Source organism: Cellulomonas carbonis (genome assembly GCF_014636275.1).
Taxonomy (GTDB): domain Bacteria; phylum Actinomycetota; class Actinomycetes; order Actinomycetales; family Cellulomonadaceae; genus Actinotalea; species Actinotalea carbonis.
Window position 1 is genome coordinate 474,513 of sequence record NZ_BMEB01000002.1, and the last position, 13,966, is coordinate 488,478.

11 protein-coding genes are annotated in these 13,966 nt (G+C 73.6%); 9 read left to right on the top strand and 2 right to left on the bottom strand.

Annotated features, from left to right (window positions below; all coding sequences use genetic code 11):
• Positions 1-14: 14 nt before the first annotated feature.
• Both IEV86_RS07380 and IEV86_RS07385 read left to right on the top strand, forming a co-directional pair.
• Positions 15-854 carry a DUF5926 family protein gene (locus IEV86_RS07380; RefSeq protein ID WP_043606518.1) on the top strand — a complete coding sequence of 280 codons (840 nt, stop codon included), beginning with the start codon at positions 15-17 and terminating at the stop codon, positions 852-854.
• Positions 855-1,021: 167 nt separating this feature from the next.
• Positions 1,022-1,756: a glycosyltransferase family 2 protein gene (locus IEV86_RS07385; RefSeq protein ID WP_043606540.1), complete on the top strand. Its 735-nt coding sequence runs from the start codon at positions 1,022-1,024 to the stop codon at positions 1,754-1,756.
• Positions 1,757-1,831: 75 nt separating this feature from the next.
• Here the strand turns inward: IEV86_RS07385 and IEV86_RS07390 are convergent, their stop codons facing one another.
• Positions 1,832-4,345 (bottom strand): DUF2339 domain-containing protein, encoded by a 2,514-nt coding sequence (locus IEV86_RS07390; RefSeq protein ID WP_152605645.1) that lies wholly within the window; start codon positions 4,343-4,345, stop codon positions 1,832-1,834.
• Positions 4,346-4,548: 203 nt separating this feature from the next.
• On the opposite strand from IEV86_RS07390, the gene pheA reads away from it, so the two are divergent.
• Positions 4,549-5,508 carry a prephenate dehydratase gene (pheA, locus tag IEV86_RS07395; protein ID WP_043606514.1) on the top strand — a complete coding sequence of 320 codons (960 nt, stop codon included), beginning with the start codon at positions 4,549-4,551 and terminating at the stop codon, positions 5,506-5,508.
• 43 nt (positions 5,509-5,551) lie between these two features.
• Here the strand turns inward: pheA and IEV86_RS07400 are convergent, their stop codons facing one another.
• Entirely contained in the window at positions 5,552-6,742 is a 1,191-nt protein-coding gene (locus IEV86_RS07400) for a diacylglycerol/lipid kinase family protein (protein WP_043606533.1), read from the bottom strand.
• A 66-nt stretch (positions 6,743-6,808) separates the two neighbouring features.
• On the opposite strand from IEV86_RS07400, the gene serS reads away from it, so the two are divergent.
• From serS to IEV86_RS07430, 6 genes are all read left to right on the top strand, one after another.
• Positions 6,809-8,101 (top strand): serine--tRNA ligase, encoded by a 1,293-nt coding sequence (gene serS / locus IEV86_RS07405; protein ID WP_043606507.1) that lies wholly within the window; start codon positions 6,809-6,811, stop codon positions 8,099-8,101.
• A 14-nt stretch (positions 8,102-8,115) separates the two neighbouring features.
• On the top strand, positions 8,116-8,931 hold the full coding sequence (locus tag IEV86_RS07410; RefSeq protein ID WP_202595162.1) for an HAD family hydrolase: 816 nt from the start codon (positions 8,116-8,118) through the stop codon (positions 8,929-8,931).
• Positions 8,932-9,026: 95 nt separating this feature from the next.
• Positions 9,027-10,064, top strand: a complete 1,038-nt coding sequence (locus IEV86_RS07415) for a LacI family DNA-binding transcriptional regulator (RefSeq protein ID WP_043606502.1) — start codon at positions 9,027-9,029, stop codon at positions 10,062-10,064.
• A 346-nt stretch (positions 10,065-10,410) separates the two neighbouring features.
• Complete coding sequence (locus IEV86_RS07420; RefSeq protein WP_043606499.1) at positions 10,411-11,790, top strand: ABC transporter substrate-binding protein; 1,380 nt, start codon at positions 10,411-10,413, stop codon at positions 11,788-11,790.
• Positions 11,791-11,939: 149 nt separating this feature from the next.
• The gene (locus tag IEV86_RS07425) at positions 11,940-12,968 is read left to right on the top strand and encodes a carbohydrate ABC transporter permease (RefSeq protein WP_438501603.1); all 1,029 of its coding nucleotides are present in this window, start codon (positions 11,940-11,942) and stop codon (positions 12,966-12,968) included.
• Complete coding sequence (locus IEV86_RS07430; RefSeq protein WP_043606497.1) at positions 12,965-13,921, top strand: carbohydrate ABC transporter permease; 957 nt, start codon at positions 12,965-12,967, stop codon at positions 13,919-13,921. Before IEV86_RS07425 ends, IEV86_RS07430 begins: the two co-directional genes overlap by 4 nt.
• The last annotated feature ends 45 nt before the right edge of the window (positions 13,922-13,966 follow it).

Sequence of the window (13,966 nt, forward strand, 5' to 3'; positions counted from 1 at the left end):
TACCCTCGCTGCCCATGGCCAAGAGAGCGTCCGTCGACTTCGTGCTGCGTCCCTTCGAGGGTCTGCCGGGTGAGCCCGACTGGGTCGCGATGCGTGAGGTGGTCCCGTCGGCGACGGGGACCGCGCGCACGACCGCCGAGCACGGCTCGCGCGACGTCGTCGTCGCGACCGCCCTGCCGCTCGGCTGGCCGGCGCTGCACCGCGCGGACGGCACGCTCATGGTCGCGCTCCAGCAGAACGCCGGCTCGGGCGACGCGTCGCGCGACCTCGCCGACCTGCTGCTCCAGGCGGCCGAGCTGCCCGCCGGCACGCCCGTGACCGCGACGCGGCTGCCCGAGCCCGGGCCTCGGCTCCAGGACGTCCTCGACCTGACCGTGCCGTTCGAGGTCACGGTCCACGAGGGCTTCGACTGGTGGGTCGGGTCGGGGATCGACGAGTCCGAGGACGTGCGCGACGCGCTCGACCGCATGAACGAGTCTGTCATCCAGACCGAGCGGCTCACCTCGGTCGACGCGGCCTACCGCGCGCACATGGGCGACAAGGACTTCCTGCGCTGGGCCCAGCCGCACGACGAGCAGGTCTTCCTCGACGCGCTCGCGCGCCTGCACGCGCGCCGCGAGTCCGGCCTCGGCGACGGCGGCTCGGTGGGCCGGTTCATCGGCGCGTTCCGCTCGTGCGGGCTCCTGGTCCCCGTGTGGGACCTCGACCAGTCGGTGTCGCTCGAGGACCTCGACGCGGCCGTGGCGGCGCTCGGCGAGCGGCTCGACGCGGCGCTCGCGGTCGAGGGGTCGCTCGACGCGAACGAGCGGCGTGCCCGCGCGGGCCTCGTCGCGCGCCAGCTGACGCTGCGCTGACGCCCGTCGCCGACCGCCCGTCCCCTACCGCGGGCGGCCGGCGCGATCCGGCACCGCGGGATCCGGCACGACGGTGCCCGGGACGAGCGTCGTCCCGGGATTGCCGACGATTGACCAGGACGTGGCGTCGCGATGACGCCGTCCCGAACCATCGTTAGGGTGTGGCCGTGGCCACCACCCGTCGCGACGCCCAGCGGGTCGCCGTCGTCATCCCCGCGAAGAACGAGGCACGGCGGATCGCGGCGACGGTCCGGGCCGCACGCGCGATCCCGAACGTCGACCTCGTCCTCGTCGTCGACGACGGCAGCGAGGACGCGACGCAGCACGTCGCGCGCGACGCGGGAGCCGTCGTCGTGCGCCACTCGCACAACCGCGGCAAGGCCGCCGCGATGGAGACCGGCGCCGCCGTCGTCGCGATGCGGGACGCGCCGGACCGCAAGCCGCGCCTGCTGCTGTTCATCGACGGGGACCTCGCCGAGTCCGCGGTCAACACGGCACCGCTCGTGCCGCCCGTGCTCGAGGGGTCGGCCGACGTGTCGATCGCGCTCCTGCCGCCGCAGCCCGGCGCGGGTGGCCGCGGCATCGTCGTCGGGCTCGCGCGCCGGTCCATCCAGTCGATGACGGGGTGGACGCCGACGCAGCCGCTGTCGGGGATGCGCTGCCTGACGCGCGAGGCCTTCGAGGCCGCGACGCCGCTCGCCCGGGGCTGGGGCGTGGAGACCGGCATGACGATCGACCTGCTGACCAAGGGGTTCGTCGCGGTCGAGGTGCCGTGCGACCTGCGGCACCGCCCGTCGGGCACCGACCTCAGGGGTCAGCTGCACCGCGCCGCGCAGTACCGCGACGTGCTGCTCGCCGTCAACGCGCGCCGCATGCGTCGCGCGGTCGGCCGCGGGCGCTGAGCCCGTCGGGCCTCCGGCCCGCCACCCTCCGGCCCGCAACCCAGGCCCCCGAGCCGGCGTCCGGCCCGCCGCCCCTCAGCCCGTCGTCGCGCCCTGGCGCGTCCCACGCCGCTGGTCGGTCCGGCCTTCCAGGGCGTCGCGCTCGGCGCGCACGCGCAGCAGCCACCCCGCGCTGACCGCGACCAGCAGCGGCACCGCGACCGAGACCCCCATCGCGGGGATCACGATGCCCGAGTCGTTGACGAGGAAGCCGATCCCGAGCGTCACCGCGAGCGCGAGCACCGCGGGCCGCAGCATCGGTGCGGCCGTGCCGAGGTTGGTCAGCGGCTCGCCCGAGGACAGCCAGCCGTACGCGCCGCCGTCGGTCGCCGCGGCCGCGCGGCGCAGGGGCTGCGCGAGCACCGTGACGACGAGCGCGATGCCGCCGATCGCGAGGAGCGTCAGCCAGGTCCCGCCCAGGTTGGCGACGTTCTGGGAGAGCTTGCGCCCGACGACGGCACCGAGCCCCCCGTCGAGCACGGTGTCGACGAACCGTCCCAGGTGGGTCCGGTCCTCGGGCGGTCGCAGCCAGTCGGCCAGGAGGAACGCGAGCACGACTATCCCCGCGCCGCCGCCCACCAGGAGGATCCGCCTCCACGACAACCGGATCCCGGCCGCGAGCAGTGCGAGGATCGCGAAGCCGGGGACAAGGGCGGGCGGTCCGCCGAAGTCGCTGCCGAGCCCGGGCGTCCCGTTGAGCACCGTCGCGACGACGCCGATCACCGCGACGACCACCGCGGCGCGCCGCCGTCGGCCCGCACGCACCAGGGGGTCGGCCACGGCCGCGGCGACGAGCAGCGACGCCGACGCGAACAGCGCGAACGACGTGTTGTTGAAGCCGTAGAAGCGCGCGCCGACGACCGGCTCGACACCGAGCGGCGCGGACAGCTGGAGGCGCGCCCCGGTCGCGACGTCGACCGCGAGCACGAGCGCCGTGGCCCCCGCGACGACGCCCATCGGGCCGAGGACCGCGCGACGCACCGGCGGAAGCAGCGCGAGGGTCGACAGGACCGCGACACCGAGGCCGATCGCCCCGACGACCGCCCAGCCCGACGAGGTCACGCGCCACCACGGGACGAGGTTCGCGAGCGTCGTCGCGACGGGGAACGAGCCCACCGCGACACCCGCGACGAGCAGCCCCCGCAGCACCGGCACCGCGGCCATCGGGTTCGCCGCGTGCGGGGCGCGCCCGGTCGGGACGTGCGCGGACCGGCGGCGTGCGGCGGCGTCGCGCACGCGGTGCGCGAGCGCACCGGTCACCGCGATGACGCGCCCGTTCAGCCCGACGACGACGACGGCCTGCAGGAGCAGGTTGACGACGATGAGCCACGTGTAGGTGCGCGGGATCACCGGATCGGCCGCGACCTGGTGCCGGTCGACGTCGACGACGGCGGCCAGTCGCTCGATCGCGCTGCCCGGTCCCGGCACGGGCCGCACCGGGCTCCCGACGAGCGCACCCGCGGGAGCCTCGCCGGACAGCCCGAGGAGCGCGAGGAGCGTCGGCGTGACGTCGGTGGCCTGGAGGTAGCCCGGCTGCCGCGTCGAGCGCGTGCCGAGCAGCGACTCGACGTAGCGCTCGCCGTCCGGCGCCGGCCCGGCCGCGGCCGCGAGCTGCATGCGCGCGACCGTCCCCGAGTCCGCGAGCGACACGACCAGGACCGTCACGTCCCCGCCGTCCCAGTCGTCGACCGCCTCCAGCACCGCGGCGATCCGCGCGTCGACGGGCTGGACCTGCTGCGCGCGCGTCGGCTCGGTGATGACCTGGGGGCCCTCGGGCTCCTCGCCCGTCGGCTGCGGCTCGACCGGCGCGTCGTCGTCGGGCTGCTCGGGTTCGTCCTCCGGGCGCGGGACGGTCGCGCGCCCGATGTCGCGCACGGCCCCGGCGTCGACGACGACGAGGCGCGCGTCGTCGAGCGCCACCTCGACGGCCTCGGTGATCGCCCCCGGGTCGCGGGGGAGCGCCTGGTGCGTGCCGACGACCGTCCCGTCGCCGTCGGCGAGCGCGATCGCGGCACCCGGACCGAACCCCGCGGCCGGGACCTGCTCCGAGCGCAGGAGCGTCCCGAGCAGACCGAGGGTCGCGTCGAACCGCGACCGCGACGCGGCCTCGACGTAGTCGGACCAGCCGGGCACGGGCGCGTCGACCGACGGCGACCTCAGCGCGCGGCACTCGCCGTAGCGCTCGCCGGGCAGGTCCGCGGCACGAGCACCCGCCGACACCGCGAGCCAGCCGTCCGCGGGGCACGCGGACGAGCGCACGCTGCGCGCCGCGACCGTGCCGATGGAGCCGCTGCGCGACAGCTCCCACAGGGCGGGCGTCGAGAGCGTGTGGACGTCGTCCCAGCGCAGGCCGGCGGTCCCCACGAGCACGACCCTGTCGGCACCGGCGGCACCCGCGGGACCGGTCGTGTCGTCGGTCGCGGCCCGTGCCGGGGGTGCGAACGCGAGCACCGCACCCGCGAGCGCCGTCGCGAGCATCGCCACCGCCGTGACCGCGGCCACGGCGCGGCGCAGGCGCCGCCGACGTGCGGCGGGGGTGGGACGGGGCACCGCATCAGCCTACGTGCGGACTACGCTCGGCCCGGCTCCGCCGGTGCGCCGGCAGGACGGACGGCGGGGCACGGCGGGCACCAGCGGGCACCAGCGGGCACCAGCGGGCACCAGCGGGCACGGCAGGGCACGGCAGGGCACGACGCGGCACCAGCGGGCACGACGGCGGAACGACGGGCACACGGCGGGCGGATGACGGGCAGATGACGGGTACAGGGCACGACGGTCGACCGCGCTACGCCTACCTGGGCCCCGCCGGGACGTTCACCGAGGCGGCGCTGCGCCAGGTCGCGTCGCCCGACGACGCCGAGTACCTCCCGCAGGTCGACGTCGTGTCCGCGATCGAGGCCGTGCGGGCGGACCGGGCGGACCACGCCGTCGTCGCGATCGAGAACTCCGTCGAGGGCTCCGTGACCGCGGTGCTCGACACGCTCGCCACGGGCGACCCGCTCGTGCTCCAGCGCGAGATGATCGTGCCGGTCTCGTTCGTGCTCGCCGCCCGACCCGGGACGACGATCGGGTCGGTGCGTCGCGTCGCGGCCCACCCGCACGCGTGGGCGCAGTGCCGCCGCTGGCTCGCGGAGCACGTCCCGGGTGCCGAGCACGTCCCCGCGACGTCGAACACCGCCCCCGCGGCGACGTTCGCGTCGGGGGAGCGGCACCCCGGGTTCGACGCCGCGCTCGTGCCACCGCCCGCCGTCGGGCCGTACGGCCTCGTGCCGCTCGCCGAGGGCGTCGCCGACAACCACCACGCCGTCACGCGGTTCGTCCTCGTCGGCCGTCCGGGGCCGGTCCCGCCGCGCACGGGGTCCGACAAGACCACGCTCGTGGTGCACCTGCCGAGCAACCAGGCCGGTGCGCTGCTGGAGATGCTCGAGCAGTTCGCGACGCGCGGGGTCAACCTCTCGCGCATCGAGTCACGGCCAATCGGCGACTCGCTGGGTCGCTACTCGTTCTCGATCGACGCCGAGGGCCACGTCGACGACGAGCGCATGGCCGAGGCCCTCATGGGCCTGCACCGCGTGTGCCCGCACGTGCGGTTCCTCGGCTCGTACCCCCGGGTCGACCGCCCGCACGGCGACGTCCGGCCGGGGACCTTCGACGCCGACTTCGCCGCGGCACGCACGTGGGTCGAGGCGCTGCGCGAGGGCCGCGCGCACTGAGGGGACCGGCCACCGACCGGGGTCACCGGTCCGGCGAGACGACTCAGTCGTCGTCCCCCACGGGCACCCGCACGACGAGGGCGCGCTCCTGGATCTTGGCCGCGACCTCGAGCGCCTCGCCGATCGTGTCGCCGTCGACCTGCACGGGCTGCGGGTCGCGTGAGCGCACGCGCACCTCGCGCGCGTTGACGTGGTCGATCCGGCCGATCCGGTTGGGCAGCTCGGTCCGGAAGCCGAACCGCTGCATGCTCACCTCGCTGAACAGCTGGAGCCAGCCGAGGATCCCGCCGCGCGCGTCGAGCGCGCCGACGTGCAGGACGCCGTCGTTCGCCTCAGCGCCGGGGATGAGCGTGATGCCGCCCGGGAGCCGGCCGACGTTGCCGAAGACGATGCTGCGCAGTCGCGCGGCGCGCCACGGCTCGCCATCGACCGACATCGCGACCCGCATGCGGCGCCCGCGCAGGTGCTTGGCGCCCGCGAGGAAGTACGCGAACCAGCCGACCTTCGCCTTGAGGTCCTCGTCGGTGTCGCCCATGACGGCGGCGTCGAAGCCGAGGCCTGCCATGACGAGGAAGATGTGGTCGCGCGCGGGCTCGGCCGTGTCCGCGGGCGTCTCCTCGGGCGCGACGGCCTCGGGGTCCGCCTCCGCGATGTCGTCGCGCACGTCGGACTCGTCGCGGACGACCGTGAGCCAGCCGACGTCGATCGCGAGGTCGTCACCGGTCAGCGCGATCCGGAGCATCTCCTCGACGTCCGTCAGCGGGATGTCGAGGTTGCGGGCGAGGAGGTTCCCCGTGCCCTGGGGCAGGAGCCCCATCGCGACGCCCGTGCCCGAGAGCCCCTCGGCCACGGCGCGGACCGTCCCGTCCCCGCCGACCGCGACGACGAGCTGCGCACCCTTCTCGATCGCCTCGCGCGCCTGACCGATGCCCGGGTCCTCCGCCGTGGTGTCGAACCACATCGGCTCGGGGAGGTAGCGCGCGGCGCACGCCTGCACCGCGGCGTCGCGCAGCTCGGGCACCCCGGGCTTGGTGGGGTTCGCGACGAACGCGACGAGCGTGTGCGCCGCGGGTGTCTCGTCGGTCGACGCGGTGCCCTCGGCACCCGCCTCGGCGGCGCGCGGCGACGGCGACAGGCCGTGCCCCCGCATCGCCTGCCGGGTGCGCAGCACCAGCACGAGCGCCACGAGCGCGATCACGGTCGCCGCCACGGCCAGCCAGCCCACCCACGTCATGGCGACACCGTAGGGGTGGCCGGGCCGCCGCACACCCGGGACCGCGACGGTCGTTACCCTCGGAGGGTGATCGACCTGCGCATCCTCCGCGAGACCCCCGACGTCGTCCGTGCCAGCCAGGGCCTGCGCGGGGAGGACCCGTCGCTCGTCGACCGCGCGCTCGCGCTCGACGAGCGGCGCAGGTCGTCGCTCACGGCGTTCGAGCAGCTGCGCGCCGAGCAGAAGGGCCTCGGCAAGCAGGTCGCGTCGGCGCAGGGCGACGAGAAGGCCGCGCTCCTCGCACGCGCCAAGGAGCTCGCCGAGCAGGTCAAGGCGGCCCAGGCCGACGCCGACGCGGCGGGCGCCGAGCTCGACGACGTCGCGATGCGGATCGGCAACGTCGTCGTCGACGGCGTGCCCGCGGGCGGCGAGGACGACTACGTCGTCCTGCGGCACGTCGGCGAGCCGCGCGACCTGGCCGCCGAGTACGGCGAGGGCTTCCGCGTGCGGGACCACCTCGAGCTCGGCGAGCTGCTCGGCGCGATCGACACCGAGCGCGGTGCGAAGGTCTCGGGCGCACGGTTCTACTTCCTCACGGGCGTCGGGGCGCGGCTCGAGCTCGCGCTGCTCACCGCGGCGATGGACCGCGCGGTCGCCGCGGGGTTCACGCCGATGATCACGCCGACCCTCGTGCGGCCCGAGATCATGCGCGGCACCGGGTTCCTCGGCGCGCACGCGGAGGAGGTCTACCGCCTCGAGGCCGACGACCTCTACCTCGTCGGCACGTCGGAGGTCGCGCTCGCGGGCTACCACGCGGACGAGATCCTCGACCTGTCGGCCGGGCCCCGCCGGTACGCGGGCTGGTCGGCGTGCTACCGCCGCGAGGCGGGCTCGCACGGCCGGGACACGCGCGGCATCATCCGCGTGCACCAGTTCCACAAGGTCGAGATGTTCAGCTGGACGACCGTCGAGGACGCCGAGGCCGAGCACGAGCGGCTGCTCGCGTTCGAGGAGGAGATGCTCGCGCTCGCGGGCGTCCCGTACCGCGTGATCGACGTCGCCGCGGGCGACCTCGGCTCGAGCGCCGCGCGCAAGCTCGACTGCGAGGCGTGGCTGCCGAGCCAGCAGCGGTGGCTCGAGCTGACCTCGACGTCCAACTGCACGACGTTCCAGGCGCGTCGGCTCGGGGTGCGCGAGCGCACGCCCGCGGGTCAGACGCGGGCGGTCGCGACGCTCAACGGCACCCTCGCGACGACCCGCTGGATCGTCGCGATCCTCGAGAACCACCAGCTCGAGGACGGCTCGGTGCGCGTCCCGGAGGGCCTGCGGCCCTACCTCGGCGGGCTCGAGGTCCTGAGCCCCACGACGGCGCGCGCGTGACGGTGGCGGGGCCGGTGGCGGCTGCACCCCGGCTGGTCGCGCTCGACCTCGACGGGACGCTGCTCGACTGGTCGGGCGACCTCGGCGACGGGATCGCCGAGGCGGTCGGCGCGCTGCGCGCGGCGGGTGACCACGTCGTGGTCTCGACGGGCCGCTCGGCGCACTCGATGCTGCCGATCGCGCACGCGCTCGGTCTCGACGTCGGTCCCGCGGTGACGTCGAACGGTGCGGTGCGCGTCGAGCTCGACCGGGCCGCGGACGCCGGTTTCCGGATCACGGACATGGTCACGTTCGACCCCGGACCCGCGCTGCGGCTCGTGCGCGAGGAGCTGCCCGAGGCGCTGTTCGCGGTCGAGGACGTCGGTCGAGGGTTCTTCGTCAGCGGCGAGTTCCCGCCCGGCGAGATGGACGGCGAGGTGACCCTCGTCGAGTTCGAGCGGCTGTGCGCCGTCCCAGCGACGCGCGTCGTGATCCGCAGCCCCGAGCACACCGACGCCGACTTCCACGCGATGGTCGAGCGGATCGGCCTGCACGAGGTCTCGTACGCCGTCGGGTGGACGGCGTGGCTCGACCTCAGCCCGCAGGGCGTGTCCAAGGCGACCGCGCTCGAGGCGGTCCGCGAGCAGCTCGGCGTCGCGCCCGAGCGGACCGTCGCGGTGGGCGACGGGCGCAACGACGTCGAGATGCTGCGCTGGGCGGCGCGCGGCGTCGCGATGGGTCACGCCGACGAGGTCACGCGCGCCGCGGCCGACGAGGTGACCGGCACGTGGGAGGAGGGCGGCGCGCTCGCCGTCCTGCACGACCTGCTCGGCGGTGCTCCGACCGGGTGACGGTGCGGCCCGGGCGCGCCGGACGACGACCGCGCGCGCGCCGCGGGCGCCCTGCCGGTGGACCCGGTGACCCGATCAGGAGGACAATCCCCGCCATGGCCGCAGGCATCGAGGACGTGGCCCGCGCCGCCGGCGTGTCGACGGCGACCGTGTCGCGGGCGCTGCGAGGCCTGCCCAACGTCCACGCGGCGACGCGTGACCGCGTCCGGTCCGTCGCCGAGGAGCTCGGCTACGTCGCGTCGCCGTCGGCCGCGAGCCTCGCCTCGGGGCGCACGCGCACGATCGGCCTGATCAGCCCCTGGATCAACCGCTGGTTCTTCTCGAACGTCATCGAGGGCGCCGAGCGCGCGCTGCGCGCGCAGGGCTTCGACGTGCTGCTGTACACGTTCGAGGTGGACCGGCAGGCGGGGCGGCCGCGCGTCGACCCGAGCGTCCTGCGGCGCCGGGTCGACGGCATCCTCGTCGTCGGGCTGCCGCTCGAGCCCGACGAGGTCGAGGTGCTCCAGCGGCTCGGTCACCCGATGGTGTGCATCGGCTGGGGCGGCTTCGGCATGGTGACGGTGCGCCTCGACGACCGGCAGACGGCCCTCACGGCGACGAACCACCTCATCGGCCTCGGGCACCGCCGCATCGGTCACATCACGGGTGCGCCCGACGACGTGTCGCCGTGGTCGCCGCCCGTCGACCGCGCCGCGGGGTGGCGGCAGGCACTGGGCGAGGCGGGCATCGAGGCGTCCCCCGAGCTCGAGGTCCACGGGCACTTCGACACACCGGGCGGCCGCGCCTCGATGCACCGGCTGCTCGACCAGGTGCCCGACCTGACTGCGGTGTTCGCGGCGTCCGACGAGATGGCCATGGGCGCGATCCTCGCGCTGCGCGACCGCGGTCTGCGGATGCCCGAGGACGTGTCGGTCATGGGCGTCGACGGGCACGACATGGGCGAGATCATCGGCCTCACGACGATGGCGCAGGCGGCGGGGGAGCAGGGTGCGGCCGGGGCGCGCATCGTGCTGGACATGATCGCGGGCTGCGCGCCGCCGCAGGAGGTCGTGTACCCGACCCGGCTGGTCGTGCGCGCGTCGACCGCACCGCCGCCGCGCGGGCGGCCCAGTGTCGTGCGGCGCGCGGGCTGATCCACGGGCTGACCCGCGGGCGCCGGCGGCGGCTGACCCGGGGGCCGACCCGCTCGCGTCGGCCAGGGCTGGCCCGGCGCGCCGTGACGCGTCCCAACGGGTGAGCGGGAGCGCTCCCACGGCTCGCGGGCGCGAACCGTGGCGCGCGTCGGATCTTGGCCTTGACCTGCGCGAACGCACCCCCGCCCGGGTGTGTGACGGAATCGTTACGCGTTCGAGGCCGCACCGAGGCCCCAAGTCGCTTGCGCGGGGCCGGATGAAAGCGCTTGCATACTCCCTGACCGCACCGGCGCGGAGTGCGCGCGTCCGGTGGTGCGAAGGACACATCGAGGTGGAGGACGCAGGAATGCGCATCAACAGCAGGCGCCGCAGTGCGGCGGTCGCGGGCGGGCTCGGGCTGGTGCTCGCGCTCACGGCCTGCATGCCCGGCGACGACGAGGGCACCGAGGGCGGCGGCGGCGGCGAGGCCGCGGGCTCCGAGGAGTGCGAGCCGTTCGAGCAGTACGGGGACCTGGGCGGCACGACCGTCTCGGTCTACACCTCCATCGTCGAGCCGGAGTCGGTCGACCAGGAGGAGTCGTACGACCTCTTCGAGCAGTGCACCGGCGCCACCATCCAGTACGAGGGCTCGCGCGAGTTCGAGGCGCAGCTGCTCGTCCGCATCCAGGCCGGCAACGCGCCCGACATCGCCTACATCCCGCAGCCGGGCCTCCTCCAGACGATCGTCCGCGACAACCCGGACGCCATGGTCCCCGCGCCGGACGAGACCGAGGCCAACGTCGACGAGTTCTTCGCCCCGTCGTGGAAGGAGTACGGCACGGTCGACGGCGAGTTCTACGCCGCACCGCTCGGCGCGAACATGAAGTCGTTCGTCTGGTACTCGCCGCAGATGTTCGCGGACGCGGGCTACGAGATCCCCGAGACGTGGGACGACATGATCGCCCTGTCCGACCAGATCGTCGCCGACGGCGGCAAGCCCTGGTGCGCGGGCATCGAGTCCGGTGACGCGACCGGCTGGCCGGCCACGGACTTCGTCGAGGACGTCGTCCTGCGCTCCGCGGGCGAGGACGTCTACGACCAGTGGGTCTCGCACGAGATCCCGTTCAACGACCCGCAGATCGTCGAGGCGCTCGACGAGGTCGCCGGGATCCTCAAGAACCCGGACTACGTGAACGCCGGCTTCGGCGACGTCACCACGATCGCCACGACCCCGTGGACCGACGGTGGCTTCCCGATCCTCGAGGGTGAGTGCTGGATGCACCGCGCCGCGAACTTCTACCAGAACCAGTGGCCCGAGGGCACCGAGGTGGCCGAGGACGGCGACGTCTTCGCGTTCTACCTCCCGTCGATGACCGAGGGCACGCAGCCCGTCCTCGGTGGTGGCGAGTTCGTCGCCGCGTTCGACGACCGTCCCGAGGTGCAGGCCTTCCAGACCTACCTCTCGTCGGACCACTGGGCCAACGAGAAGGCCAAGATGACCGAGGCCGGTGGCTGGGTCTCCGCGAACAGCGGCCTGGACGTCGAGAACCTGGCGACGGACTTCGACAAGCTCTCGTCCACGATCCTCGCGTCGCCCGACGCCGTGATCCGCTTCGACGCCTCGGACCTCATGCCGGGTGCCGTGGGTGCGGGCACGTTCTGGACCGAGATGGTCAACTTCTTCGCTCTCGACAAGAGCAGCCAGGAGGTCGCGGACGCGATCGAGGCGTCCTGGCCCGCGAGCTGATCGGGCGCTAGCCCGGACGTACGGACACCGGCAGGGGCTCGCACCACCAGCGAGCCCCTGCCGCTCCGTGTCACCCAGGTCGTAGCGTGTGATGCGCGTCACCCGATCGGCCCCCACCAGGCGCAGGGCGCCCTTGCCCAGGAGTGCACATGGACTACCTCAGGGAATACTTCAGCTGGCTCTTCGGTGAGATCGGCGACTTCCTGACGAACGCGACGACGACGCCGCACAAGCTCACGCTCATGGTCGTCGTGATCCTGCTGTTCGTGCTCGTCATGGGCGGCATCCTGTTCGCGGTCGACAAGCCCAAGCGGGTCCCGCGCTGGGCGGTCACCGCCGGGTTCGTCGGTCCCGCGATCCTCGCGGTGCTCTTCGGTCTCGTGTACCCCGCGATCCAGACGATGATCACGTCGACGCAGAACCGGAACGGCACCGAGTTCGTCGGGATCGACAACTACATCACCGCGTTCACGAACCCCCAGTTCCAGGTCGTGCTCCGCAACACCGCGCTGTGGGTCATCCTCGTGCCGATCGTCTCGACGTTCATCGGCCTCGTCTACGCCGTCCTCGTCGACCGCACGCGGTTCGAGCGGCTGGCCAAGACGCTGATCTTCCTGCCCATGGCGATCTCGATGGTCGGCGCGTCGATCATCTGGCGGTTCGTCTACGAGTTCCGGCCGGCCGAGCGGCCGCAGATCGGTCTGCTCAACCAGCTGCTCGTGCTGCTCGGGCTCGACAGCCAGCAGTTCACGCTCAACCCGCCGACCAACACCTTCTTCCTCATCGCGGTCATGGTCTGGATCCAGACCGGCTTCGCGATGACGGTCCTCTCGGCCGCGATCAAGGCGATCCCCGACGACATCGTCGAGGCGGCACGCCTCGACGGCCTCTCGGGTGCGCGCATGTTCCGCTACATCACCGTGCCGAGCATCCGGCCCGCGCTCGTCGTCGTCCTGACGACCATCGCGATGGGCACGCTCAAGGTCTTCGACATCGTCCGCACGATGACCGGTGGCAACTACCAGACGTCCGTCATCGCGAACGAGTTCTACACGCAGAGCTTCCGCATCAACGAGCAGGGCCTCGGTGCGGCGCTCGCGGTGATCCTCTTCGTGCTCGTGATCCCGCTGGTCGTCTACAACATCCGCCAGATGCGACTCGCCGAGGAGATCCGATGACCACCACGCCCCTCCCCCCGCAGGGCGTCGCGGCGCGCGAGCCGGGCGAGACGGCACCGGAGGGTGCCGGCTCGGGCCGTCGCAACGGGCTCCAGCGCCGCGCGAGCATCGCGACGAAGAAGCTCAGCTCGCCGTGGGCCTCGCTCATCGCGGTCGTCATCGCGCTGCTGTGGACGACGCCGACCATCGGTCTGCTCGTCACGTCGTTCCGCCCGGAGATCGACATCCGGTCGACGGGCTGGTGGACGATCTTCAGCAACCCGAGCTTCACGACGGCGAACTACGAGCAGGCGCTCTTCGGCGGCTCACAGAGCCTGTGGACCGACCTCATCAACACGATCGTCATCACGCTGCCGGCGGTCGTCATCCCGATCAGCATCGCGCTGCTCGCGGCGTACGGGTTCGCGTGGATCGACTTCAAGGGCCGCAACTTCCTCTTCGTCGCGATCTTCGCGCTGCAGATCGTGCCGATCCAGGTGACGCTCATCCCGCTGCTGACGACCTACGTCGACCTCGGCATCAACGGCACCTTCTGGTCGGTGTGGCTGTCGCACACGATGTTCGCGCTGCCCCTCGCGATCTTCCTGCTGCACAACTTCATGAAGGACATCCCGCCGTCGCTCGTCGAGGCCGCGCGCGTCGACGGCGCGGGCCACGTGAAGATCTTCTTCCGCGTGCTGCTCCCGCTGCTCGTGCCGGCGATCGCGTCGTTCGCGATCTTCCAGTTCCTCTGGGTCTGGAACGACCTGCTCGTCGCGCTGACCTTCGCGAGCGGCCTGCCGAACGTGCGGCCGCTGACCGTCCGGATCGCCGAGCTCGTCGGCTCGCGCGGCGGCGACTGGTTCCTGCTCTCGGCGGGTGCGTTCGTCTCGATGATCGTCCCGATGCTGGTGTTCCTGTTCCTCCAGCGCTACTTCGTCCGCGGTCTGCTGGCCGGCTCGGTCAAGGGCTGAGCTCCGCACCGCCGCGCACGACGACGGCCTCGCACCCAGCCGGGT